We start from the raw sequence: 25,187 nt of genomic DNA on the forward strand, positions 1-25,187 counted from the left end.
GGTTGCAAAAGGATCTCAATTTTGGAGCATGTGTCGACAACTACGCTCATTATCATACTTGTCTGTATGATTATTGCCTCAGCTTATTTTTCTGGGACTGAAACCAGTATGATGACGATTAATCGCTATCGTCTCCGTCATGCTGCGAAACAAGGAAATCGCTCTGCAAAACGTGTAGAAAAATTATTACAACGTCCTGACAGATTGATTAGTTTAGTATTGATTGGCAATAATCTGATTAATATTGTTGCGTCTGCGCTAGCTACCATTGTCGGTATGCGTTTATATGGTGATGCAGGTGTAGCAATAGCTACGGGTGTACTGACCTTTATTATCCTTATTTTTGCTGAAGTGCTCCCAAAATCAATCGCAGCACTTTATCCAGAGCGTTTTGCTTATCCAAGCAGTGTAATTCTCTCTCCTTTACAAAAATTGATGCTACCTATTGTTTGGTTTTTTAATAAACTCACATTAATATTAATGCGCATTTTTGGTATCAAATCTCCAGTAATACAAGGGAATGCAGTCTCAAAAGAAGAGTTAAGAACTATCGTTCATGAATCTAAATCAAAACTTTCGCAAAGAAATCAGAATATGTTGCTGTCGATTTTAGATTTAGAAAAAGTGACGATTGGCGATATTATGGTGCCAAGAAATGAAATTTTTGGTATCGATGTCAATGATGAATGGAAATCTATCGTAAGACAGTTAACTCATTCTCCTCACGGTCGGATTGTGCTTTATCGTGATACTTTAGACGATGCGATTGGTATGTTGCGAGTACGAGAAGCTTATCGCTTAATGACCGAGAAAAAAGAATTTACCAAACAAATTCTGATGAAAGCTGCCGATAAAATTTACTTTATTCCAGAAAGCACACCATTAAACCTACAGCTCGTCAATTTCCAACGTAACAATGAAAAAGCGGGGATTGTGGTTGATGAATATGGTGAAATTCAAGGTTTAGTAACCGTTGAAGATATTCTTGAAGAGATTGTTGGTGACTTTACTACTTCGATGTCCCCATCTTTAGCTGAAGAAGTTATTCCTCAAAAAGACGGTTCATTATTAGTTGATGGTACGACAAATATTCGAGATATCAATAAAGCTTTCGGTTGGCATTTACCTGAAGATGAAGCTCGAACGATCAACGGCGTTATTATTGAAGAGTTAGGTGACTTACCTGTTGTTGGTAATAAAATAACTGTGAGTGACTATGAATTTGAAATACTTGAAGTTCAGGATAACGTCATCAAAAAGGCGTTAATTCGCCATCTTTCAATCCCACATCATTAGTAAAAAGAAATAAGCGCCTTAGCCTTAAAAGGTGCTTATTTTGGCTGTTTATCCTAACTCAAATCGTAATTTGCTATTACGAAAATCAAACTCTCTGGCAGATTTCATATAGAAAGGCTCTATCGCTTGCTCTTGTACTAATTTGGCTGGCTTTACTTGTTGATAATCAGAATAAAAAACCATGATTTTTAACCCACATAACTAAGTTTAATGCTGGTTGATAAGAATAATCAGCTACATATTCTTCACGCCTGCAAATAAAAAAGAGACAATAAATCAGAATGCGAATTTCCTGATCTATTATCCCCTAATATTATAAATTAGCGATTACTTAAATATGTAACTCTTTTAAAGTCTCTTCAGGCAACGCTAATTCATCGTTATGATTAATACCTATGCTATGAGATAAAATATCACGTGCGATATCTTGTGCTTCTGTCAGCGAATGCATTTCATAGGTACCACATTGGTACACATTTAGTTCTGGGATATGGTTTTGATCTTTTACTTTCAAAACATCTTCCATTGCGGCTTTCCATGCATTAGCTACACGTTGCTCTTCAGGTTGCCCAATTAAGCTCATGTAGAATCCTGTACGACATCCCATTGGGGAAATATCAATTATCTCAACACCATTACCATTAAGATGATTACGCATAAATCCAGCAAACAGATGCTCTAGAGTATGAATTCCTTTCTCAGGCATGGCTTTTTTATTTGGTACCGTAAAACGTAAATCAAATACCGTAATAGTATCACCTGATGGCGTTTTCATGGTCTTAGCAACGCGTACAGCAGGTGCTGACATACGCGTATGGTCAACAGTAAAGCTATCCAATAAAGGCATAAAAAACCTCCTAAGAAAAATTTAAATATTTTTAAGAAAAAATGAAACTTTCTACAAGTAGCACGGTCTTAGTAACGAATACGCGCAAAATGTTATCATCCCTATTTCTCTATAGAATTTTTTAGCCACACAAATCTTAGTGTGGCTTTTTTCTATCTAAGTTTAGGAAGCCACATTATCGGTGTTAGTCCCCGCATGGATCTTCAAATACTCATCAAAAGAAATGGTATCACTCTTTTCTAACTCTTCTTGACGTTTTATGGATGAAATTCTCTCATGTTCAAAAGCTTCATCAGTTAACGTTTCATAAGGTGTTTTAATTAATTCTTGGTAATATTCTTCAGCCAAAGACAAGCCAAAACCACCAATGCCTTGTGTTTTAATTTTATCTAAAAGTCTGCCTGAAAAAGTTAATTCAGGATTATCGAACATTTCTTCTAACTTAACACAAACTTCCATATATTTAGTGCCTGAACAACAATCAAGAACATTAGCAACACGTGCTAAATCAGCAAATAAGGCTTTACCTACTTGCGCTAATGGCTCTTTTCTTTCGCCACAACCCATTCCAATAACTTGACCTGGCTTACGCCCTTCTAGAATAACGTTATTCCAATTTGAACGGCAGCACGCTAATTCAGAAGCATCCATTTCTGGAGCATCAGCTAATACACACCAAATCAGGAATAAATCAAGGAAGCGAATTTGTGTTTCGTCAACACCAATAGGGGTAAATGGATTGATATCAAGTGAACGAACTTCGATATATTCAATACCACCACGTAATAACGCATCAGAAGGCGATTCATCCCCCTTAACCACACGTTTAGGACGAATAGGTGCATAGAGTTCATTTTCAATCTGCAACACATTGGTGTTTAACTGAATATACTCACCGTTTTTCTTAACACCTAATTTAGCAAACTCTTCTGAAGGCTTATGAATCGCTTTTTTGAGCCCTTTGACATAAGTTTCAAGATGATTAAAGGTGATATCTAAATCGCTTTGAGATTTATTGGTATACCCTAAATCGCTTAAACGTAATGAAGTTGCATAAGGTAAATACTTCGCCCCCTTAAGCGTACTTTCAAATGGTAAATTTGTTTCTCTTCCTTTTAAGAAAGATCCACAAATTGCTGGTGATGCACCAAAGAAAAATGGAATGATCCAGCCAAAGCGATAGTAGTTACGAATAAGACGTAAGTAACCATCAGAAATCGCCTCTTTTCCACTCTCTTCATCTTTTACATTTGCCCATGCTTGCCAAAATTCGATAGGTAATGAGAAGTTGTAATGCACACCCGAAATGGTTTGCATTAATGCACCATAACGATTTTTAAGCCCTTCGCGATAGAGTGTTTTAAAACGCCCAACATTTGATGTGCCAAATTGAGCCAGCGTAATCTTATCTTCCGCTTCAATAAAGCAAGGCATACTCATAGGCCACATACGTTCATTATCTAAGTGACGTGCTGTATAGCGATGTAAATCACCTAAAAAATGCAAGGTATGTGCAATGTTGTCATCAACAGGTGTAATAAATTCTAATAGAGACTCAGCAAAATCAGTTGTGATCCATTTATGAGTTAATGATTTACCTAATGAAATAGGATGCTCTGTTGATGCTAAATTGCCTTCTGGCGTAACTCTTAAAGTTTCACGCTCTATACCACGGTGGATGCCACATAAAACTTTAGGGTGTGCTTCTAACCAAGAAAGCGCTTTTGATACGTCCGGGATCAAAGGTGACCTCCCGCGTTGATTGATGTTAGTAAATAGATAGGAGTTACTTTATCGCAAAGTCACTAAATTGTCGCTTATTAGATGATGTTAGCATTGTTAGTTGGTGCTAAACAAAAACGTCATTTATGCAAAATAATAGAATGGTAGAAAGCAAAAAACCCCGCAATAGCGGGGCTTTTAATATGGTGCATCCTGGAGGATTCGAACCTCCGACCGCTCGGTTCGTAGCCGAGTACTCTATCCAGCTGAGCTAAGGATGCAGGTCTGACGTTTTTGCTAGAAATAATTAAACTAAGTTATCTAATAAAAGATGGTGCATCCTGGAGGATTCGAACCTCCGACCGCTCGGTTCGTAGCCGAGTACTCTATCCAGCTGAGCTAAGGATGCATCGTAGTTATTTTTCTAGCTGCTCATATTGCAATTAGCAATCTGAGTAATGAGATGGTGCATCCTGGAGGATTCGAACCTCCGACCGCTCGGTTCGTAGCCGAGTACTCTATCCAGCTGAGCTAAGGATGCGCCGTTTTAATACTTTACGCTTTTAATGCAAATTATTCACCATTTGCACCAAAATAAAAACCCCATACATTAATCATGGGGTTGGAATATGGTGCATCCTGGAGGATTCGAACCTCCGACCGCTCGGTTCGTAGCCGAGTACTCTATCCAGCTGAGCTAAGGATGCAAATCTAAATGGCGGTGAGAGAGGGATTCGAACCCTCGATGCAGCTTTTGACCGCATACTCCCTTAGCAGGGGAGCGCCTTCAGCCTCTCGGCCATCTCACCATATTTAGAACCACTCGAAGAAGTTCTTACTGAACATCTCGTCTCTGTGTGGCGCACATATTACTTTCTCAGCCTAAGAAGTCAAACGATTTTTCTCAACTTTTTACGAATATACGTTTGTTTGAACACTTCACAAACAAACTGATGCGTTTATCAGCAAGATTGGCTAAAAAAGTCCTGAACACAATGATATCGCTGATGAAAAATCATTCAAGTATTTTATTCTCTTAGTTAATAAATTCATTCGCACATCAAATTATTATGAATCGAATTATTAGAGGTAAAAAGACTTTCAATTCTGTCAATCAGAATAAACGGATAGTGCAATAATAAATACAGTTCAAGGAAAGAGAAGATAGGAACAAAGAAGGGAATCAAACGTCTTATAAAGAGAAAAGCGCCCAAACCCGGCAAAAGTGTGGACGCTTACGAATGAATTGTGACTAACTAAAATAGGAATTATTTAGTAGTTATCAGTAGGCTGAGTTTTCTCGGCCTGAATTCGTTGATAGATCTCTTCACGATGGACAGATACTTCTTTAGGTGCGTTTACGCCAATCCGTACCTGATTACCTTTAACCCCTAAAACGGTTACGGTCACATCATCGCCTATCATAAGCGTTTCACCAACTCGACGAGTTAGAATAAGCATTCTTTGCTCCTTGAAAATTTACAAGAGTCGGGTCTCTAGAATTTCCCGGCCATTATCCATCATACATTGTCAATTCGTATAATCATTATTTATCACAAGTAACTTATACTTCATAACAAAATATAAATTTAGTGATTGATTATTTAACGGATTATCAATATCTCAATAAGGCGTTATCCCTATAAATCAGGAATAGCGCCTTTTTTCAGGTTATTATCGCTTACAGATGCGATTCAACCCACTCGTCAACACTTGCCAAAGCCGCAGGTAAAGCGTCAATATCAGTACCACCAGCTTGAGCCATATCAGGGCGACCGCCACCTTTACCACCGATTTGCTGTGCTACAAAACTAATTAACTCACCTGCTTTAACTTTAGCAGTTAAATCTTTAGTGACCCCAACAATTAAACTCACTTTACCATCAGAAATAGTGGAAAGCACAATAATTGCAGAACCTAATTGATTTTTTAAATCGTCAACCATTGTTCTTAACATTTTTGGCTCAACACCATTAAGCTCACGAACTAAAAGTTTGATACCTTTCACATTTTTAGCCTGACTACCTAAAGAGGAACTCTCTTGAGCAGCTTGCTGATCTTTTAGTTGTTGGAGTTCTTTTTCTAATAAACGATATTTTTCTTGGACTGTTTTGATTCTTTCGACCAAGTTTGTACCATCGCTTTTTAGAACTTGTGCAACAAGAGAGATAAGATCTGATTGTTCATGAATACTCTCAATTGCTGCAATACCAGTAATTGCCTCAATACGACGAATACCAGCAGCAGTGCCTGACTCACTGACAATGCGGAATAAACCAATATCCCCCGTTCTAGAAGCGTGAGTACCACCACAAAGTTCAGTAGAGAAGTCACCCATTGTTAAAACACGAACTCGTTCGTCGTATTTTTCACCAAAGAGTGCCATCGCACCTTTTTCTTTCGCATCTTCAAGATCCATTAACTCAGTGACAACTGGTGAGTTAAGTCGGATTTGCGCATTGACAATATCTTCAATTTCTCGTAATTGTTCTGGCTTAACTGCTTCAAAATGAGAAAAGTCAAAACGCAGATATTTATCGTTAACCAAGGAGCCTTTTTGAGTAACATGCGTACCCAGAACTTGGCGCAATGCGGCATGTAATAAGTGCGTCGCAGAGTGATTTAAACGAATAGCATCACGGCGAGCAATATCGATAGTGGCATTAATTTTATGGTTAACAATAAATGACCCTACGTTAACTTTACCAATATGACCAATCGCTTTACCGTATTTTTGCGTATCTGTGACTTCAAACAGGCTATCTTTACCTGTTAAAACACCTTTATCACCAACTTGTCCACCAGACTCTGCATAAAATGCGGTTTTATTTAAGAAGATAATACCTTCTTCGCCTGCTTTCAATTCAGTGACTGATTGTCCGTTATGGAAAATAGCGGTGATTGTGCCCTGTTGTTCATCATGATCATAACCAGAGAACTCACTACGGCTATCCACTTTGATTAGACTATTATAGTCAGTACCAAAACCACTAGATTCACGCGCACGTTTACGTTGCTCTTCCATCGCGACATCGAAGCCGTTTTCATCAACCTTGATATTTCTTTCACGACAAACATCGGCAGTTAAATCAAGAGGAAAACCATATGTATCATAAAGACGGAAAGCGGTTTCACCCGGAAGAATGTCATCTGTTAAGTTAGCCAGTTCTTCATCTAATAATTGAAGACCACGTTCTAATGTACGAGCAAATTGCTCTTCTTCCGTTTTTAATACTTTTTCGACGATAGCTTGTTGACGTTTTAATTCTTCACCTGCCTCTGCCATAACTTCAATTAATGGAGCTACTAACTTATAGAAGAAGGTATCTTTGGCGCCAAGCATATAACCATGACGTACTGCACGACGAATAATACGACGCAGAACATAGCCACGGCCTTCATTAGAAGGGATAACGCCATCGCAGACAAGGAATGAACAAGAACGAATATGATCGGCAATAACGCGTAATGATTTATTTTCTAAATCCGTTGCATTAGTCACTTGTGCAACAGATTTAATTAAAGAACGGAATAAATCAATGTCATAGTTAGAGTTTACATGTTGTAAAACAGCAGTAATACGCTCTAACCCCATTCCCGTATCAACAGATGGTTTCGGCAGTGGATCCATAGTGCCATCTGACTGACGATTAAATTGCATGAAGACGATATTCCAGATCTCAATATAGCGATCGCCATCCTCTTCTGGTGATCCAGGAGGTCCGCCCCAAATGTGATCACCATGATCATAAAATATTTCGGTACAAGGTCCACAAGGGCCTGTATCCCCCATTTGCCAGAAGTTATCTAATGCAAATGGTGCACCTTTATTATCACCAATGCGGATAATTCTTTCTGCTGGAATACCAATTTCTTTATTCCAAATATCATAAGCTTCATCATCTGTGGCATATACCGTTACCCAAAGTCTTTCTTTAGGTAAATTGAACCACTCTTCGCTTGTTAATAATTCCCAAGCAAAATTGATTGCATCATGTTTGAAATAGTCACCAAAACTGAAATTACCTAGCATTTCAAAAAAAGTATGGTGACGAGCGGTATAACCCACATTTTCTAAATCGTTATGTTTACCACCTGCGCGCACACAGCGTTGCGCAGTTGTCGCTCGGGAATAAGGTCTATTACCCAATCCAAGAAATACATCTTTGAATTGGTTCATCCCTGCGTTTGTAAACAGCAATGTTGGATCGTTATTTGGAACCAAAGAACTGCTAGGTACTATTTGATGTCCTTTAGTATGAAAAAAGTCGAGAAACGCCTGACGGATCTCAGCGGTGCTTTTGCTCATAATTATCCCGAAATCAAGCTGGAAAAACAGAAATTAGAAATCTAGTTAGAGGAGGTTTATTATTACCTCTACTTAGCCAACGAATACATAAGTAGGGATAAGATAGAATTTCTTCTGTCAGAAGTAAAACCCCCGATAAACTTATTCGTGTTGACATTGTAAATCGTCTAGTTTTTTTCTGAAAGTGGGATTGTTATCTGAGAATGGGACTTTTCTCTATTTAAGAGCAATTATCTTGGAAAATGTTAGCAACTTAAAGTATTTTCATTTTGTAATTATTAAAAAGTATTTGTTATTACTGCTTTTTTATGAGATGACTCGCTATACGTTTTTTTCCTTTGAATAATCTCTTTTTCTCATGGCAAGTAGTAACAAAAACATAAGAATTATTACTTAAACAATATGTTGATATAGCGATAACTTACTAAAATAAAAGCACTTATTACTAAAAAACACACCTTACATCTCAACAAATCTTTAAATACAATTTAAATTAGATCCAAATATATTGAAGATATTTATCTTTATATGTCAATTATTTATTATCTGGTGCAATCAGATTATAATAATGATTCTTATTTCTATTTTTTATTGGCAAGGATATATCACCAAAATTTCACTATATAAATTTTCATATAACTATCAAAAACAAATTAGTAAAAAATATCGTTATATTAAATAAAGTAGTGTTAAAGGCTATTTTTCATGGAAAGAAAACAAAATAAGACTAATTTTAATCCTCTTTTGAATAAAAGATACAACATATAACAAAAAGGAAGCCATTTGAGAGCTTCCTTTTTTAAGTGAGTTAAATCACATTAATTGGCTAATGGTTAACAACTGCAATGATCGTAATATGTTTTAATATACATTCAATGTGCAATTTAGGCATTAGTAAAAAATTATTTTTCTGTTTCTTCAATATCTGCAGCGTCATCACTATCATTAGCAAAATCAGCTGCGCTAGTAAATTCACCTGCGTGATTTAATAACATTTCACGAAGTTTAGTGTTTAACTCATTGTACATTTCAGGGTGTTCTTTTAAATAAGTTGTTGCATTGGCTTTACCTTGACCAATTTTCTCACCATTGTAGCTGTACCATGCACCAGCTTTCTCTACCAATTTGTGTTTAACACCTAAATCAATCAATTCGCCAAAGGTATTGATGCCTTCACCATACATAATTTGGAATTCAGCTTGTTTAAATGGTGCTGCAATTTTGTTTTTCACCACTTTAACGCGTGTTTCACTACCAACAACTTCATCACCGTTTTTAACAGAGCCGATACGACGAATATCTAAACGAACAGATGCGTAGAATTTAAGTGCATTACCACCTGTTGTGGTTTCTGGATTACCAAACATAACACCGATTTTCATTCGAATTTGGTTGATGAAAATAAGCAGAGTGTTGGAGTTTTTCAAGTTACCCGCTAACTTACGCATAGCTTGACTCATCATACGAGCAGCTAAACCAACGTGTGAATCACCAATCTCACCTTCAATTTCTGCTTTTGGTGTTAAAGCTGCAACGGAGTCAACAACGATAACATCAACTGCACCAGAACGAGATAATGCATCACAAATTTCTAGGGCTTGTTCACCAGTATCAGGCTGAGAACAGAGCAGGTTATCAATATCTACGCCTAGTTTTTGAGCATAGATAGGGTCTAAAGCGTGCTCAGCATCAATGAATGCACAAATTTTGCCTTCACGTTGAGCAGCTGCGATAACTTGTAGTGTTAATGTTGTTTTACCAGAAGATTCTGGGCCATAGATTTCAACAATACGCCCGCGTGGTAAACCACCAGCACCTAAAGCAACGTCTAATGATAAAGAACCCGTAGAGATGGTTTCAACGTTCATGGAACGATCTTCGCCCAGACGCATGATAGACCCTTTACCAAATTGCTTTTCAATTTGACCAAGTGCTGCGGCCAATGCTTTTTGCTTGTTTTCATCAATAGCCATGTTATCTCCCTCTGGGCAGTGAAGCATAAAAATGGGTCACTACCATTAAAACGTATATGATTTTGCTTGTTGAAACTCATTATACTGTATAATCATACAGTATCAAGTTAATTATTAATAATTTCTTTAAGAATTGATTTTAAAGAAAAAATAACAGATTCAGCTCTTATTTGATCTCGAGAACCACTGAATATACAGTGTGTTGCCGTAGTTTGAATACCTGTTGATGTTTTCATTGCAAAGCCAAACCAAACTAAACCAACGGGTTTTTCTTCACTACCACCACCAGGGCCTGCAATACCACTAACTGAAACAGCAAAATCTGCATTTGCCGCGCTAAGTGCGCCTTTCGCCATCTGAAGAACAACTTCTTTGCTAACAGCGCCGTATTTAATCAAGGTTTGCTCATCAACACCTATCATTTCATGCTTCGCTTCATTGCTATATGTTACAAAGCCACGCTGATAATATTCAGAGCTTCCTGCAATATCAGTGATAACTTTCGCAATCCATCCGCCAGTGCAAGATTCAGCTGTTGTTATCGTACGCTTCTTTTCAAGTAACACTTTACCCATTTCAATACTTAGACGGGTCATTTCATCGTAATTTATCATTAAGGTTCATCTAACCTCTATTATAAATCTCAGTGTTTAAGATTTCTTCCTAGTGCAATCCCATAACCATAGACCACCAATTGCTAGGGCAAAAATAGCCCCAAAGCCTATTCCGATAGCAACAACAGATACACCAATGCTTGTAACCAATGAGAATAAACCAAGCATTAATAACATTGCTGTATTTTCACCGAGATTTTGTACAGCGATAGCATTACCAGCACCAACACTGTGCTTTCCTTTGTCTTGTAATAACGCATTCAATGGCACGACAAAGAAGCCACCAAAAACACCGATGATAATAAGAATTAAGTAGGATGGAATAATTGAAGTTTGCAATGAGAAATAAACAACACCAAGACCAATTAAAATACCTGCAGGCATACAGCGCCGTACTGTTTTCAGAGTCACAAATTTAGCAGCTAATCCAGCACCGACCACAATACCAATCGCAACCATCGCATTTAATACTGTTGGGGTTGTATTATCAGTCATACCTAAAGCAATAGGTACCCACTGCACAAGTAAAAAGCGCAATGTTACTCCTGCCCCCCAAAACATGCTGGTTCCCACTAAAGAAAAGCGACTTTTTTTATCAGCCCATAAAGTTCGTGTAGCCTCAAGAAACTGTGTAAACATTTTTTTAATGTTCCAACCACGACCAATTTGAGCAGCTGATAATTTAGGTATACCAAAGTTAACAAATACCGCTAAACCATACATTGCCGCACAAACACCTAATGCAAAAACAATGCTCCAATCTGATAGTAAACCACCAATGACAGATCCCAATAGAATAGCGGCAATAGTAGAAGCTTCCATTAAACCATTTGCTTTAACTAAACGTTCGCCATCGGTTAATTCACCTAAGATGCCATATTTAGCAGGAGAATAAACAGCGGCACCAATTCCAACGAGAGCATAGCCAAGGAAAGGATCAGAGCCAACGCAAATAAGAAATGCGCCTACAAATTTTAACAGATTACCACTGAGCATTACCCTACCTTTAGGATTACGATCAGCAAACTGCCCTACAAAAGGAGCTAAAAGAATAAAAGCCAGCACAAAAACCATCTGTAAAACAGGCTGACTCCACTCTGGATACAGTGATGATTTAAACTGCGCAAGAATAGCAAACAGTAAGGCATTATCGGCAAAAGCAGAAAGAAATTGCGACAAAAGTACCGCTTTCATTCCCCTACTCATTAAAGGAGGCTGACTAATATTCTCTGGCATTAATTATTTTCCTGTTCAGCAAGTTTCTTCAATGAAACAAAATCCGTTTTTCCACTTCCTAATACAGGAATCTCTTTGATAAAACGAATGTCTTTTGGTACAGCGATTTCGGCAACACCTTCAGATTTTGCCAGTGTTGATAGTACACTACGATCTAATTGTTTATCTGTTGTAAAAAGAACTAATGATTCACCTCTGCGCTTATCACTTATTGATACAACCGCATGCTCACCTTGAGATGCTTTGCGTGCAAGTTGCTCAACCCCTTCGAGAGAAACCATTTCACCTGCAATTTTTGCAAAGCGTTTAACCCGTCCTTTAATTGTATAGAAACCTTCACTATCGATAGCAACAATATCACCGGTGTCGTACCAACCTTCCTCATCAATACCTTCAGCATTAGCTGCGACTGGGGTTTCCAATTTTTCAGGGGATTCAACGCGTAAGTACCCCATCATTACATTAGGGCCACGTAGTTGTAGTCTACCGCCATCAGTAATGCCATTCATTGGAATTAAACGCCCTTCCATGCCGGGTAATAAACGCCCTACAGTATGAGTTTTGGCACTCATAGGCACGTTGATTGACACAACAGGTGCGCATTCTGTTACGCCATAACCTTCTAAAATACGAATACCAAATTTCTCTTGCCATAAAACACGAGTTGATTCAGAGAGTTTTTCAGCGCCAGCAACCACATATCTCACTCGGGCAAAATCATAAGGATGAGCAAATTTTCCGTAGTTTCCTAAAAAGGTTGATGTCCCAAATAACACCGTACAGTTTTGGTCATAGACTAATTCGGGTATAACTCGATAGTGTAACGGGCTGGGATAAAGAAAAACACGTGCCCCCAAACAAATGGGAGTTAGCAAGCAAGCTGTTAAACCAAATGCATGGAATAACGGCAATGCTGACATAAATTTATCTTTCGGTGAAAAGTCAGCAATAGCACGAATTTGCTCAACGTTAGCCAGTAAACTCGAATGGCTGTGAACAACGCCTTTAGGCGTCCCTTCCGATCCTGATGTAAATAGAATAACGGCTGCATCATGTGCATCTTGCGGTAACATCGCTTTATGTGGCGTAATAAGGTGTTTGAAGATCCAGCGTTTATCTTCACTCGTCACACTATCTTTGAGATCTTCAAGGTAAACCCAATTAGCTTCAGGGGTTTGCTCAGGAATATGTAATAAATTCCCTTTTTCTAAAAACTGGCGTGATGTAAAGATGGTTTTGATTGATGCGGCTTTCATCGCATTTTGTACACCTAAACTACCTGCCGTGTAGTTGAGCATTGCAACAACACGTTGACGCATTGTTGCACCTAATAGCGCAGCCGCAGTTACTGTTGTATTTGGAAGCAGTAAACCTATACGCTCTTTGGGTTCTGTGTAGCGTTCAATCAAACGACTGAGCCCTAACGTTTTTTTCAGTAACCCTTGATAAGAATCTTCTTTTAAGCTGATATCAGAAATTAGCGGACTAAATCGGCCATATTGAGACATTGCCTGTAAAAATGCTTCATACAACGTAAGATTAGGGCGTGTTTGCATGATAGCTTCCATCATGATATCACGCATAGCTTCCCCCGCTAATCGGCGACGCTCAGAAGATTTTTCAGCTTTTGGCATCGGTAAATTAACTGCAGGAAGCACCTTGATAGTGATTTTAGGAAAGAATTGAGACTTTACTCGTAAACTTTTACGTATTCGTGAAAAATAGCTGAATTCAGCCCCTTCAATTCTAACAGGAACAACTTTAGCGCCTGATTTTGCGGCAATAAAAGCAGCACCTTCATAAATTTTCATCAAACCATTTGTTACTGTGATCCTTCCTTCTGGGAAAATCACAATTGGACGACCTTTATCCACTTCTTTAACTAACTGGCGCACGGCCATTGGATTGGCGGGATCTAAAGGTACAATATCAGCATAACGACCTAACCATCTTGTCGTTTTTGCAGAAGCCACTGAAGTATAAACAGCAAACACAGGATTAATAGGTAGGAATAAACGTAATAATATACCATCAATAAAAGAAGTATGATTTGGTGTAATTATACATTTTTCATATTGGGAAAACTGATTAACAAGTCCTTCAATTCTTATTCTAAATAAGAACTTAAATAGTGTTTTAAAAAACGCTATTAACATCATATCCATATCTCATTTTGCTATAATTAGCCTTACTATAAATAGGATGTGATGAAAATAAAATAGATGACCTCTGTTTTGTCCTTTATATCAGACGACTTCCTAATTATTTGGCAAGTTTTGCGAGAATTACCGCAATAATTTCATTAATAGATAACCCAGCATCAACAATAATATCTGCGCATTGCATGTATAAAGGTTCGCGCTTAATTAAAACATCATGCATTTCTGAAACTAATGTTTTACCTGTCAAACTAGGTCTTTGTGCTTCATTTGGATCTTGGGATAAACGTTCAACTAATGTTTCAAGTGAGGCCTGTAAATAAATTGTAACACCCGAGGTTTTCATATAAGCGCGATTTTTATCTGCTAAAACCATACCACCACCCGTTGAAATAACTTGGTTAGGTTGGCTTACTTGGATTAGTGCTTCTGATTCAATTTGACGAAAGAAATCCCAACCTTTCTCTTCCACCATAGAAGATATAGTTTGTTGATATTTTTTGGTTATCCAATAATCCGTATCAATAAATCTATAATTTAAAGAGAGAGAAAGCGCTTTACCTACTGTTGTTTTCCCTGCACCTCGAGGTCCGATAAGGTAAATTGTACTTTCCATAAAATGCACTATCTCCATAGTGTGTTCCCTTTTAGGGTTGTAATTAAAAGTTTACATACTGTAAAGTATAAAATATCATACCTGATGTAACAAAAAAATAAAGCCACACTTTAGAAAGTATGGCTTATTTCATTATCTTAATAATTAGCTACGAATTGTATTATCGCCGTAACCAATCCATTTATAGGTCGTTAAAGCATCTAATCCCATCGGGCCTCTAGCATGTAATTTCTGTGTACTAACAGCAACTTCGGCACCTAAACCGAATTGTCCACCATCGGTAAAACGTGTGCTTGCATTAACATACACAGCAGCAGAATCAACTTGGCGAACAAAACGATCAGCATTAGAGATAGATTGTGTTAAAATAGCGTCAGAGTGCGCGGTACCATAACGGCGAATATGGCTAATTGCCTCTGTTAACCCACTCACTACTTCTACATTTAAATCAAGTGACAACCATTCATCGCAATAATCAGCATCTTTCACATCAACTACAGTAGCTCTGCCTTTTTTCAGCCCTACCAATGCTTTCTCACTTGAATGCAAAGTTACCTTTTGAGTAGCCATGGCATCACTTAACTGTGGCAAAAATAGATCTGCAATATTTTCATGTACTAAGAGCGTTTCTAAAGAGTTACACGCGCTTGGGCGTTGTACTTTTGCATTTACGATAACCGTTAATGCTTTTTCTAAATCTGCACTTTCATCTACAAAAGTATGACAGACACCAATGCCACCGGTGATAACTGGAATAGTTGATTGTTCACGGCAAAGTTTATGCAATCCTGCACCACCACGAGGAATAAGCATATCAATATACTCATCCATTTTTAGCATTTTAGCGACTAACTCACGATCAGGCTTATTAATCGCCTGAATAGCACCAGCAGGAATACCACATTTTTCTAAAGCTTGTTGAATAACGGCAACTACCGCTTGATTGGTATGGTGAGTCTCTTTTCCACCACGAAGAATGGCAGCATTACCTGTTTTCAAACATAAAGAAGCGACATCAATTGTAACATTAGGGCGAGCTTCATAAATAACGCCAACAACACCTAACGGCACACGGCGACGTTCTAAACGTAAACCGCTGTCTAACATACGACCATCAATAACTTGACCTACCGGATCTTCCAAGCGACATACTTGTCGAACATCATCAGCAATAGCTTTTAAACGTTCAGAAGTTAGCAATAAACGATCAAGCATAGCGGCATTAATATTGGCTTCACGAGCTGCTTGCATATCTTTTTCATTCGCCGCAAGAATTGAGGCCTCATGTTGTTCTAATAAATCAGCCATGACTAATAATGCCTGATTTTTTTGCTCTGTTGAGAGTTGAGCTAAATGCCAAGAGGCTTCTCTTGCAGATTTACCCATTTGTTCTAACATCAGAAGGCTCCTTAGCTAACAATCATATCGTCACGATGCACAGCAACACTGCCATACTCGTAACCTAAAATTTGACTAATTTCTTGTGAATGGTGTCCTGCTATTAAACGCAGTGCATCACTATTATAATGGGCAACACCATGAGCAAGATCTTTACCTTGTAAACTTTGAACGCGGATAACACACCCACGAGAGAAATCGCCTTTAATTTCTTTGATACCTTTTGGTAAAAGGGAGCTACCTTTTTCTTTAATTGCTTTTTCAGCTCCTTCATCAACCACAATCACACCAGCAATTGGCGCGCCAAAGATCCACCGTTTACGCGCTTCTAATGGGCTTTTTAAGCCATGGAATAATGTTCCAACAGGTTCATTATTGATAACTTTAGCAATAACTTCAGGTTGTACACCGGCTGCAATGACAACATCAATACCCGCGCGCCCTGCAACAGTTGCTGCTTGCAGTTTTGTTGCCATGCCCCCCGTACCTAAGCCGGATACGCTATCACCAGCCATTTGGCGTAATTTATCGTTGATATCAAAAACTTCGGGGATCAATTTAGCATCTGGATTACTACGCGGATCAGCCGTATAAAGCCCTTCAATATCTGTTAGTAATAACAGTTTATCTGCACCACCTAAAATAGCAGCTAATGCTGATAAATTATCGTTATCACCCACTTTAATTTCCGCGGTAGCAACAGCATCATTTTCATTGATAACAGGGATAATATGGTTATCTAACAGTGCATGTAATGTATCACGCGCATTTAGGAAACGTTCTCTATCTTCAATATCAGCACGCGTTAATAGCATTTGACCAATATGAATACCATAGATAGCAAATAACTGTTTCCATACTTGAATTAAGGCACTTTGCCCTACAGCGGCCAACAACTGTTTTGAAGCAATAGTTGCCGGCAAATCAGGATAATTCAAATACTCACGCCCTGCTGCAATTGCACCAGAAGTAACAATAATAATCCGGTGACCTTTTTCGTGTTGTTTAGCGCATTGGCGAACCAGCTCAACAATATGAGACTGATCCAGACGTCGTGAACCACCAGTTAGTACACTTGTCCCTAATTTAACAACCAGTGTTTGGCTGCTACTCATAACATTTACCATTCTTGTTGATTATTTAAAAAGATAATACACAGTTTTATCAGGAGAGAAGCGTTATGCCAACCGACATAACGCAAAATCTATGAAAAGTTGCCCTAACACAAAATTAGGGCTGGATGGGGAGCGGAAAATTGTTCATTTTTTCATCTGGCATAAGTGTCATATCTAATTCACTCGCTGCCGTTTTAAGAAATTGATGAAAACGGATCAGTGTTTCATTGATTGATTCAACAACATCATTTTTACTTATATTCTGATGTATCCAATCACCATTTTTATCGAATAGCCCAATCTGATAATGATAAATGAGCTGTTCATTGTTGCGTTCTAATTCCATCCACCAGCCCCAAAACTCACGTTTTTCTGGTACGATTTTCTTATTTACACAAACAGCTAAACAGTCAAAAAAGAACTGGTTCTCTTGGCATTGATGCTCTCGGATATAAGGACCGATTTGAGCAAAACGCTTTAATAACTTACCTCGGGTAGGGTTCAAAGATGAAGTCATAAATTCAGTCTCCTTAGAAACTCTACTGTTATATAATCTAATGTAATTAGCAAGTTATTGTTCATAATTAATTATATTAATTTGTCATAGATCCAATCAGCACTTTTTTGTAACGCTAGCTCTAAACCTTCATAAAACGGTTTTTCATTGATAGCAAGAATATCACCATCCATAGAGGAGCGAGCAATTAACTGAGAATCCTCTTTAGGACTCATTTCATCCCCTTTCCAGTAAACGCCCATCATAGGAACGGGCATGCGTCGCCCAATCAAGCCTTGGTTTTTCAGGGAATAACTGCTCAACGATAATCGAAGATTATTCTCATCAATATTCCATAACCCCAAGCGACTTGCTAATACATCAAGATACATCACAGGGATCTTTTTCTGCAATTCAGCTTGGGTAAAGAAAGCATGGATCAAAGGACCTAAAGCAACAACACCTTTAATTAATTTTGGGTAGATATAAGCCAATCGCACAGCAATATTACCGCCAAAGCGAAAGCCCATCACACCAACGCGAGTATGATCAATCCAAGGCACTTCAGAAAGTTGTTTCAGAACCTCACCTTGTAATTGGCATGTATCTTCCGTTAGTTTTTGTTTTACTGAATAACCAATTCCAGGCATATCCAGTGTTAACATTGCAATACCTTTAGAGGAAAGGTAATCACGGAAGAAGCTAACATAATCGCTTTGAAGACCATCTAACCCACCACAAAATAATACTGTAGGATATGGACCTCTACAATCTTTAGGTAAATGCAGAAAACCCGTTGTCGACCCTTTCCCCTCTAATTTAAATGTAAGTTTTTTCACCTCAAAGGATGAAAATTTTGTCGCATTCTCAAATGCTTTCATCGACAAAGTAACGGCTTGATCTGCTAAAAAATCACCATTAATAAAAGGATACGCAGCAATACTATACAGATGTGCAGCCCGCAACCAACAATCAGCGGCCGCATCTCCTGACTCTTTTCTCAATGCTTTTTGTTGCCAAATCATCGCTTGATGTGACCATTCATATGACCAGCCACCTTTGCGGTAACCCACAACAGTATCAATAAATTTATCATCACTACGAGGGGCATCATGTACAGCAATTCGACTTAACACTTCTTCTATTTCAATAGGAGAAATTCCACGCCAAATCCACAGTAAACGTTGAATAGTACGATACCAATTTTGCTGACTTGTACCATTAAGCACAGTATAGGTATTGATATTTGATTTTGGATGAGTGTACTGAATTAGTGTTGAAGTTTCAGCGTGCTTTGCTCTAGGTTTAAATAGCGTTTCAGAAAGGTTTGTATTATTTGCCATATCACTCTTCAAATCAGTCGATATCGAATAAAAGGGGCTAAAAGTCTGGCTTTATCATAGCATGAAATCAACATGAACAGTGTGTATCACCACAAGTGATAGCACGAAGATATAACACAAAGGAAGAATAAATGCATAAAAACAAAAATCCCCGCCAAGGCGAGGATCTCAATTAAAACAGCCAAATAAATGTTATCAAATTATTTTTGATCGCAAACTGGCGGAATAAAGGCGACCCCCATATCCCAAGGCTGTTCAATCCAAGTATTTTGTGGAATATCAACCACGAAATCATCCACTAATGGGCGCCCTTCTGGTTTTGCGAAGATAGTCACAAAATGGGCTTTTGGATACATTTCGCGGATAACTTTAGCAGTACCACCTGTATCGACTAAATCGTCAACAACGATAAAGCCTTCACCATCACCTTCTGCTTTTTTTAAGATTTTGAGGTCACGCTGATGATCATGGTCATAGCTAGAAATGCAAACTGTATCCACATGACGGATACCTAATTCACGAGCAAGTAATGCAGCAGGGACTAATCCCCCACGGCTGACAGCAATAATGCCTGTCCACTGTTCGACTGGTAATAAACGTTGCGCCAATTGACGGGCATGTATTTGCAACATATCCCACGTTACAACATATTTTTCGCTCATAATATTGTGATCCTAGCTACTTGAATTTCGAGAGAAGCTTTTTTGCGGAAAAAAAGGTTGCGCGAGATTATAGTGATTTGAACGCCTAAAAACCAGAGAAAACGTGAAAACAGGTGAGATTATCCTTATTTTTTTCTGTAATGCCTTTTTCTGATTAAAAAACAAACCATATAAAAAATGAATGCAAAATGGGGACTTAATTTCTTAGATAGAGATGTGAATAGAATGACGCATTCATCAGAAGAAAGTGATATTCTCAACTATATTGGCGTATAACGCTCAGAATAATAAAGCTAACCCTTAAAAAAGCGGTAGGCTATCAATAACACAGATGCTGTTAGAGGAGATCCATCGTGTCTGAACTATCTACTCTATCCCCACAACCACTATGGGATATTTTTGCAAAAATTTGTTCGATTCCACATCCATCACATCATGAAGAAGCCTTAGCTACCCATATTCTTTCTTGGGCAAGTGAAAAAGGACTTTTTGCAGAGCGCGATGCAGTTGGCAATATTTTAATTCGTAAACCAGCCACCAAAGGTATGGAAGATCGTAAAGCCGTTGTTTTACAAGCACACTTAGATATGGTGCCACAAAAAAACAACGACACTGTTCACGACTTCACTAAAGATCCAATTCAACCTTACATTGATGGCGAATGGATCAAAGCTAAAGGCACCACATTAGGTGCTGATAATGGCGTAGGTATGGCATCTGCATTAGCAGTTTTAGCTGATGACACTGTTAAGCACGGCCCATTAGAAGTGCTACTAACTATGACTGAAGAAACAGGCATGGACGGTGCATTTGGTTTACAACCAGGTTGGTTACAAGCTGATATTCTTATCAACACAGACTCTGAAGAAGAAGGCGAAATCTACATGGGTTGTGCGGGTGGTATTGATGTTAAAACCACGGTAAACCTTTCTTACGATGCAATTCCAGCTGGCCACGTTGTTAAACAACTGGTTCTGAAAGGATTAAATGGTGGTCACTCTGGTGGTGATATCCATTTAGGTTTAGGTAACGCCAATAAATTATTAGCACGTTTCTTAGCAGGTCACGCAGAAGAATTATCACTGAAATTAATTGATTTCCACGGTGGTACACTGCGTAATGCTATTCCTCGTGAAGCAAATATCGTATTTGCAATTCCAGCAGATAAAGCAAGCCAACTAGAAACAGTAAAATCGAAATTTGAAGCTCTGTTAAAAACAGAATTAGCTATCGCTGAAAAAAATCTGAAAATTGAGTTAATTGATACAACAACAGATAAAAAAGTTTTCACAGCTGACTGCCAAGAACGATTGATCAACCTACTTAATGCAATGCCAAATGGTGTTATTCGTATGAGTGATGATGTTGACGGTGTTGTTGAAACATCATTAAACGTTGGTGTTGTTAGCATTGTTGACGATAAAGTAGAAATACTTTGCTTAATCCGTTCTCTGATTGATAGCGGAAAAACCTATGTTGTCAGCATGCTGACTGCATTAGCAAAACTAGCTAAAGCTGATATCGAAACAAAAGGCGGTTACCCTGGTTGGAAACCTGATGCTGACTCACCTGTTATGCATTTAGTTCGTGATACCTATCAGCAACTGTTTGATAAAGTGCCAAACATCATGGTAATCCACGCAGGCCTTGAGTGTGGTCTATTCAAAAAACCTTACCCAGATATGGATATGGTTTCTATTGGACCAACAATCCGTGGTGCTCACTCACCAGACGAACGCGTTCACATTAAAAGCGTTGGTCAATACTGGCAGTTATTAACAGCAATTTTAAAAGCGATCCCTGCTAAATAATCTTGCTTTAAATATCATAATGAAACCCGCTTAATTGGCGGGTTTTTTGTTACTAACGCTACCATAAAGAAATAATTTATCCCTCTACACACTCTATTTTCCTTAAGTATCATAATTTATTCCTTATAGAACAAATACCAATCCAACTTATTCAAGTTTGGAATAAAGAAATAATCTTAATAAAGATAATTTATAGAATGCTAATTATTATCATTAGCATTAATGTTTATTGAGTGGTATTTTCATGCCTTCCGCATTTAAAGTTAAAAAATAAAAATCCAAAGGATCCTATTGTGTCTAACAAAGATTGCGTTGCTAGCGTCATTCTCGCCTTACCTTTAAGTTTACTCTCTGTTCAAATTCATGCGGCAGTTAATCAAAAGATAATTGTCACCTCCGCTCCATCACAGGACCCACAATCTCCTGTTTCAGGCTTTATTGCCACAAAAACACTATCAACAAATAAAACACCAACTGAAATTGAAAAAACACCGCAATCCATTAGCGTGATCACACGTGACCAAATGGACGCTCAAGATGTCAGTTCAGTTTCTCAAGCGCTACGTTATACACCCGGCGTTTTCACCGAATATCGAGGGAGTTCTAATCGTAATGACGAGGTTTTTATTCGTGGATACAGTTATGCACCACGTTTTCTTGACGGCCTAAGCTATGGAATGGGAGCATCATCATCAACAGGAGCACTTGACCCATGGTTATTAGAGCGCGTTGAAGTTGTTAGAGGGCCAGCATCTGTTCTTTATGGCCAAGTAAACCCAGGCGGCCTCGTTGCAATGACAAGTAAAAGACCAACTGCATCCCCTATTCGCCACATTCAAATACGAGCTGGTAATGATAAATTGGCAGAAACTGCTTTTGATTTTTCAGGTGCATTAAGTGATGACAATCGTGTTCTTTATCGTCTAAATGGTATTGCCAAAACACAGCACACTCAAATAAAAAACTATAAAGAAGAGCGTTTTGCCCTCGCTCCTGCTATTACTTTTTTACCTAATGAACAAACACGTTTAACGTTATTAAGCTTTATTCAGCAAGAGCCTGAAGCGGGTTATCGTAACTTTTTACCCGCTTATGGTACGGTGAAAAAAACACCTGAGGGTACTATTCCTTTTGATTTCGACGTAAACAACCCTGATTACCACCAATCGTGGCGTCAACAATATGGCGTAGGCTATGAATTTGAACATGAATTTAGTGACTCACTAAAAATTGTACAAAATGCACGATATAGCCATATTAATCAGAAATATAAATATCTTGTATTTGGATCTTTAAAAAAAGATAACCCTTATGTCCTTGAGCGCCGAGCGCAACAAGAGCAACGAGAAACAGATACTTTAGGAATAGATACTCGCTTACAAGCCGACTTTACTACGGCAAAACTTAATCATACGGTGATTGCAGGTATTGATTATCAGTGGAGTAAAGATCAAGATAATTTACGCAGGGCTACAGGCTCAGAGTACGATCTGGATTGGCGTGATCCTAATTATAATTATCCGATTAATATGAACTTACAGAAACCTGCAACAGATCAGTTGCAAAAACGCGATCAAATCGGATTATATTTACAAGATCAGATCCAATGGAAAAATTGGATATTACTTACCGGTTTACGCCAAGACTGGGCGCAAGTACGAACTCATGATTTCTTAGCAGCCACATATGATCAGCAAGATGATAGTAAACTAACGGGTCGTGCTGGTATTTTATATGCTTTTGATAATGGTATTTCACCTTATATAAGTTACAGCACCTCTTTTGAGCCTAATTTACAAACTCGCCGAGCACCAGGAAGTGCCCCTTTTGAGCCTAGCGAAGGTCGTCAATTAGAAGCAGGAATTAAATACCTCACACCTAATGAACAAACATTGGCAACACTCTCTGTTTATCAATTACAACAACGCAATGTTACCAACTATAATGCTGAAAAAGCGTATTTTGAACCCGTGGGTGAAATTAGAAGTCGTGGTGTCGAAGCACAAATTAATAGCCAACTAACTGAAAATATTTCCTTCATTAGTAGCTATGCTTATACCGATACAGAGGTCAGAAAAACCATTATTGCAGGAACACAAGGAAAAGAGTTACCTAGAGTTCCTAAGCATATGGCATCATTCTGGGGTCAATATGATGAAATCTCTGGGCTATTTAATGGAGCTAAAGCAGGCTTTGGTGTGAGATATGTAGGTGTATCTCAAGGTGATACCAAAAATACAATCAGTGTCCCTGCGGTAACCTTATATGATGCGATGATAGGTTATTCATTAGGTGAGTTATCACCTTCTTTAAAAGGGGCTGAAATTCAGCTTAATATGAATAACATTGCGAACAAACATTATGTTGCATCTTGTGCTGGTGATACCGCATGTTTTTATGGGATCGGCAGAACAATGACAGCAACAATGAATTATCGCTGGTAATACTATATAGATTAACTACATAGATTAACCACATAAATTAATTGCGTTACCCATAGCCTATCTATTGATCGGCTATGGTTTTTTTATTCTTATAATGCTAAAAGAAGTTGTCGTTCTAGTTGTGGATCTTGCAAAGTGACATGAAATCCGATTAATCGCACACCTCGACCATTTCGGCGTTCATGCCATGCTTGGTAGGCAATATTTATTAAATCAGCTTTTTCTAAAATAGGATGAGTATGTTCTTGTGTCGTTAATTGAAAATCATCAAATTTTAGTTTAACGCCTTGTCTTGCTATCCTTAAATCAGGTTTCACTTTTGTCAGTCGCCTTTCTAATTCACTATATAATCCATCGAGTAATGCCAAGCAATCATCCCAAGAATTAATATCTGAAGCAAAAGTACGTTCAACTCCCACTGATTTTCTAAGTCTATCAGGGGTTATTTCACGCTCATCGATACCATGACTGCGCTCCCATAAATTTTGACCAAATTTCCCCAATGCTTTTACCAAAGAAATAACATCGGTACGGCGAATATCAGCACAAGTTTCTAGCCCCATTTCTTGCAAGCGAGCAAATGTTACCTTACCTACACCTGGTATTTTATTAAGCGGTAATTTCATAATGAAATCATCAACTTGCTCAGGAGTAATAACAAATTGCCCGTTAGGCTTATTAATATCAGAAGCAATTTTCGCCAGAAATTTAATTGGTGCAATGCCTGCGGATGCAGTGAGATTTAACTCATCAAAAATTTGTTGGCGAATCTCTTGAGCTATCAATGTTGCTGAGCCGTAACAATGCTTACTGTCAGAGACATCAAGATAAGCTTCATCGAGTGAAAGAGGTTCAATAAGATGAGTATAACGAGAAAAAATTTGGCGGATCTTTGCTGATGTCTCTTTATAGAGAGCCATTCTACCAGGTAAAACTTTTAATTGGGGACATAACTTCAAGGCTGTTGCCGTTGACATAGCACTACGGACACCAAAACGACGGGCAGGATAATTCGCCGTACAGATCACTCCTCGGCTAGAAGCATTACCTCCAACCGCAATGGGGATCTCTTTTAGTGCTGGATTATCTCGCATTTCAATCGCAGCATAAAAACAATCCATATCAACATGAATAATTTTACGCATA

Annotated in this window: 19 protein-coding genes and 5 tRNA genes; 3 read left to right on the top strand and 21 right to left on the bottom strand. The window is 38.2% G+C overall.

Annotated elements, in window-relative coordinates; genetic code table 11:
- Nucleotides 1-21: 21 nt before the first annotated feature.
- Nucleotides 22-1,296 carry an HlyC/CorC family transporter gene (locus CUB63_RS16075; protein WP_072063506.1) on the top strand — a complete coding sequence of 425 codons (1,275 nt, stop codon included), beginning with the start codon at nt 22-24 and terminating at the stop codon, nt 1,294-1,296.
- A 48-nt stretch (nt 1,297-1,344) separates the two neighbouring features.
- Here CUB63_RS16075 and CUB63_RS17885 read toward each other — a convergent pair whose 3' ends face one another.
- From CUB63_RS17885 to gpt, 20 genes are all read right to left on the bottom strand, one after another.
- Nucleotides 1,345-1,479 (bottom strand): hypothetical protein, encoded by a 135-nt coding sequence (locus tag CUB63_RS17885; RefSeq protein WP_006534758.1) that lies wholly within the window; start codon nt 1,477-1,479, stop codon nt 1,345-1,347.
- Nucleotides 1,480-1,627: 148 nt separating this feature from the next.
- Nucleotides 1,628-2,143 (bottom strand): S-ribosylhomocysteine lyase, encoded by a 516-nt coding sequence (gene luxS, locus CUB63_RS16080; RefSeq protein WP_006534759.1) that lies wholly within the window; start codon nt 2,141-2,143, stop codon nt 1,628-1,630.
- 162 nt (nt 2,144-2,305) lie between these two features.
- The gene (gene gshA, locus CUB63_RS16085) at nt 2,306-3,886 is read right to left on the bottom strand and encodes a glutamate--cysteine ligase (protein ID WP_109399023.1); all 1,581 of its coding nucleotides are present in this window, start codon (nt 3,884-3,886) and stop codon (nt 2,306-2,308) included.
- 183 nt (nt 3,887-4,069) lie between these two features.
- Nucleotides 4,070-4,146, bottom strand: a tRNA-Arg gene (locus CUB63_RS16090).
- Nucleotides 4,147-4,197: 51 nt separating this feature from the next.
- Nucleotides 4,198-4,274 (bottom strand) — tRNA-Arg (locus CUB63_RS16095).
- A gap of 55 nt (nt 4,275-4,329) precedes the next feature.
- Nucleotides 4,330-4,406: transfer RNA gene (locus CUB63_RS16100), tRNA-Arg, on the bottom strand.
- A gap of 89 nt (nt 4,407-4,495) precedes the next feature.
- Nucleotides 4,496-4,572: transfer RNA gene (locus CUB63_RS16105), tRNA-Arg, on the bottom strand.
- A 9-nt stretch (nt 4,573-4,581) separates the two neighbouring features.
- Nucleotides 4,582-4,674: transfer RNA gene (locus tag CUB63_RS16110), tRNA-Ser, on the bottom strand.
- A 463-nt stretch (nt 4,675-5,137) separates the two neighbouring features.
- Nucleotides 5,138-5,326 carry a carbon storage regulator CsrA gene (gene csrA / locus CUB63_RS16115; RefSeq protein ID WP_004244778.1) on the bottom strand — a complete coding sequence of 63 codons (189 nt, stop codon included), beginning with the start codon at nt 5,324-5,326 and terminating at the stop codon, nt 5,138-5,140.
- A gap of 220 nt (nt 5,327-5,546) precedes the next feature.
- On the bottom strand, nt 5,547-8,174 hold the full coding sequence (gene alaS, locus CUB63_RS16120; RefSeq protein ID WP_109848500.1) for an alanine--tRNA ligase: 2,628 nt from the start codon (nt 8,172-8,174) through the stop codon (nt 5,547-5,549).
- Between the two features lie 902 nt (nt 8,175-9,076).
- Nucleotides 9,077-10,147, bottom strand: coding sequence for a recombinase RecA (recA, locus tag CUB63_RS16125; RefSeq protein WP_072063509.1), 1,071 nt, complete (start codon nt 10,145-10,147; stop codon nt 9,077-9,079).
- Between the two features lie 107 nt (nt 10,148-10,254).
- On the bottom strand, nt 10,255-10,761 hold the full coding sequence (gene pncC / locus CUB63_RS16130; RefSeq protein WP_006534768.1) for a nicotinamide-nucleotide amidase: 507 nt from the start codon (nt 10,759-10,761) through the stop codon (nt 10,255-10,257).
- A 36-nt stretch (nt 10,762-10,797) separates the two neighbouring features.
- The gene (gene lplT, locus CUB63_RS16135) at nt 10,798-11,997 is read right to left on the bottom strand and encodes a lysophospholipid transporter LplT (RefSeq protein ID WP_109848501.1); all 1,200 of its coding nucleotides are present in this window, start codon (nt 11,995-11,997) and stop codon (nt 10,798-10,800) included.
- Entirely contained in the window at nt 11,997-14,156 is a 2,160-nt protein-coding gene (gene aas, locus CUB63_RS16140) for a bifunctional acyl-ACP--phospholipid O-acyltransferase/long-chain-fatty-acid--ACP ligase (RefSeq protein WP_109848502.1), read from the bottom strand. The genes lplT and aas overlap by 1 nt, the downstream gene beginning before the upstream one ends.
- Nucleotides 14,157-14,259: 103 nt before the next feature.
- Nucleotides 14,260-14,772 (bottom strand): shikimate kinase AroL, encoded by a 513-nt coding sequence (gene aroL, locus CUB63_RS16145; protein ID WP_072063512.1) that lies wholly within the window; start codon nt 14,770-14,772, stop codon nt 14,260-14,262.
- Nucleotides 14,773-14,916: 144 nt separating this feature from the next.
- Nucleotides 14,917-16,170 (bottom strand): glutamate-5-semialdehyde dehydrogenase, encoded by a 1,254-nt coding sequence (locus CUB63_RS16150; RefSeq protein WP_109399027.1) that lies wholly within the window; start codon nt 16,168-16,170, stop codon nt 14,917-14,919.
- Between the two features lie 11 nt (nt 16,171-16,181).
- Nucleotides 16,182-17,285, bottom strand: a complete 1,104-nt coding sequence (gene proB / locus CUB63_RS16155) for a glutamate 5-kinase (RefSeq protein WP_072063515.1) — start codon at nt 17,283-17,285, stop codon at nt 16,182-16,184.
- A 115-nt stretch (nt 17,286-17,400) separates the two neighbouring features.
- A complete protein-coding gene (gene crl / locus CUB63_RS16160) occupies nt 17,401-17,802 on the bottom strand; it encodes a sigma factor-binding protein Crl (protein WP_006534776.1) in 402 nt (133 codons plus the stop codon).
- Nucleotides 17,803-17,873: 71 nt separating this feature from the next.
- Nucleotides 17,874-19,124, bottom strand: a complete 1,251-nt coding sequence (frsA, locus tag CUB63_RS16165; RefSeq protein ID WP_109848503.1) for an esterase FrsA — start codon at nt 19,122-19,124, stop codon at nt 17,874-17,876.
- A gap of 200 nt (nt 19,125-19,324) precedes the next feature.
- The gene (gpt, locus tag CUB63_RS16170; protein ID WP_006534780.1) at nt 19,325-19,786 is read right to left on the bottom strand and encodes a xanthine phosphoribosyltransferase; all 462 of its coding nucleotides are present in this window, start codon (nt 19,784-19,786) and stop codon (nt 19,325-19,327) included.
- A 353-nt stretch (nt 19,787-20,139) separates the two neighbouring features.
- Between gpt and pepD the strand changes: the two genes are divergently transcribed.
- On the top strand, nt 20,140-21,597 hold the full coding sequence (gene pepD, locus CUB63_RS16175) for a beta-Ala-His dipeptidase (RefSeq protein ID WP_109848504.1): 1,458 nt from the start codon (nt 20,140-20,142) through the stop codon (nt 21,595-21,597).
- A gap of 293 nt (nt 21,598-21,890) precedes the next feature.
- Complete coding sequence (locus tag CUB63_RS16180; protein WP_109848505.1) at nt 21,891-24,041, top strand: TonB-dependent siderophore receptor; 2,151 nt, start codon at nt 21,891-21,893, stop codon at nt 24,039-24,041.
- A gap of 89 nt (nt 24,042-24,130) precedes the next feature.
- On the opposite strand, the gene dinB is transcribed toward CUB63_RS16180, so the two are convergent.
- Entirely contained in the window at nt 24,131-25,186 is a 1,056-nt protein-coding gene (dinB, locus tag CUB63_RS16185) for a DNA polymerase IV (RefSeq protein ID WP_109848506.1), read from the bottom strand.
- Between the last annotated feature and the right edge of the window lies 1 nt (nt 25,187).

The organism is Proteus penneri (assembly GCF_003144535.1).
Lineage (GTDB): Bacteria > Pseudomonadota > Gammaproteobacteria > Enterobacterales > Enterobacteriaceae > Proteus > Proteus penneri.

Bases quoted from the DNA above. Each gene is read 5' to 3' on its own strand.
- aroL (WP_072063512.1), bottom strand. From the start codon at position 14,772: ATGGAAAGTACAATTTACCTTATCGGACCTCGAGGTGCAGGGAAAACA.
- pncC (WP_006534768.1), bottom strand. From the start codon at position 10,761: ATGATAAATTACGATGAAATGACCCGTCTAAGTATTGAAATGGGTAAA.
- lplT (WP_109848501.1), bottom strand. From the start codon at position 11,997: ATGCCAGAGAATATTAGTCAGCCTCCTTTAATGAGTAGGGGAATGAAA.
- gpt (WP_006534780.1), bottom strand. From the start codon at position 19,786: ATGAGCGAAAAATATGTTGTAACGTGGGATATGTTGCAAATACATGCC.
- dinB (WP_109848506.1), bottom strand. From the start codon at position 25,186: ATGCGTAAAATTATTCATGTTGATATGGATTGTTTTTATGCTGCGATT.
- recA (WP_072063509.1), bottom strand. From the start codon at position 10,147: ATGGCTATTGATGAAAACAAGCAAAAAGCATTGGCCGCAGCACTTGGT.
- CUB63_RS17885 (WP_006534758.1), bottom strand. From the start codon at position 1,479: ATGGTTTTTTATTCTGATTATCAACAAGTAAAGCCAGCCAAATTAGTA.
- proB (WP_072063515.1), bottom strand. From the start codon at position 17,285: ATGAGTAGCAGCCAAACACTGGTTGTTAAATTAGGGACAAGTGTACTA.
- CUB63_RS16150 (WP_109399027.1), bottom strand. From the start codon at position 16,170: ATGTTAGAACAAATGGGTAAATCTGCAAGAGAAGCCTCTTGGCATTTA.
- frsA (WP_109848503.1), bottom strand. From the start codon at position 19,124: ATGGCAAATAATACAAACCTTTCTGAAACGCTATTTAAACCTAGAGCA.
- aas (WP_109848502.1), bottom strand. From the start codon at position 14,156: ATGATGTTAATAGCGTTTTTTAAAACACTATTTAAGTTCTTATTTAGA.
- alaS (WP_109848500.1), bottom strand. From the start codon at position 8,174: ATGAGCAAAAGCACCGCTGAGATCCGTCAGGCGTTTCTCGACTTTTTT.
- crl (WP_006534776.1), bottom strand. From the start codon at position 17,802: ATGACTTCATCTTTGAACCCTACCCGAGGTAAGTTATTAAAGCGTTTT.
- csrA (WP_004244778.1), bottom strand. From the start codon at position 5,326: ATGCTTATTCTAACTCGTCGAGTTGGTGAAACGCTTATGATAGGCGAT.
- luxS (WP_006534759.1), bottom strand. From the start codon at position 2,143: ATGCCTTTATTGGATAGCTTTACTGTTGACCATACGCGTATGTCAGCA.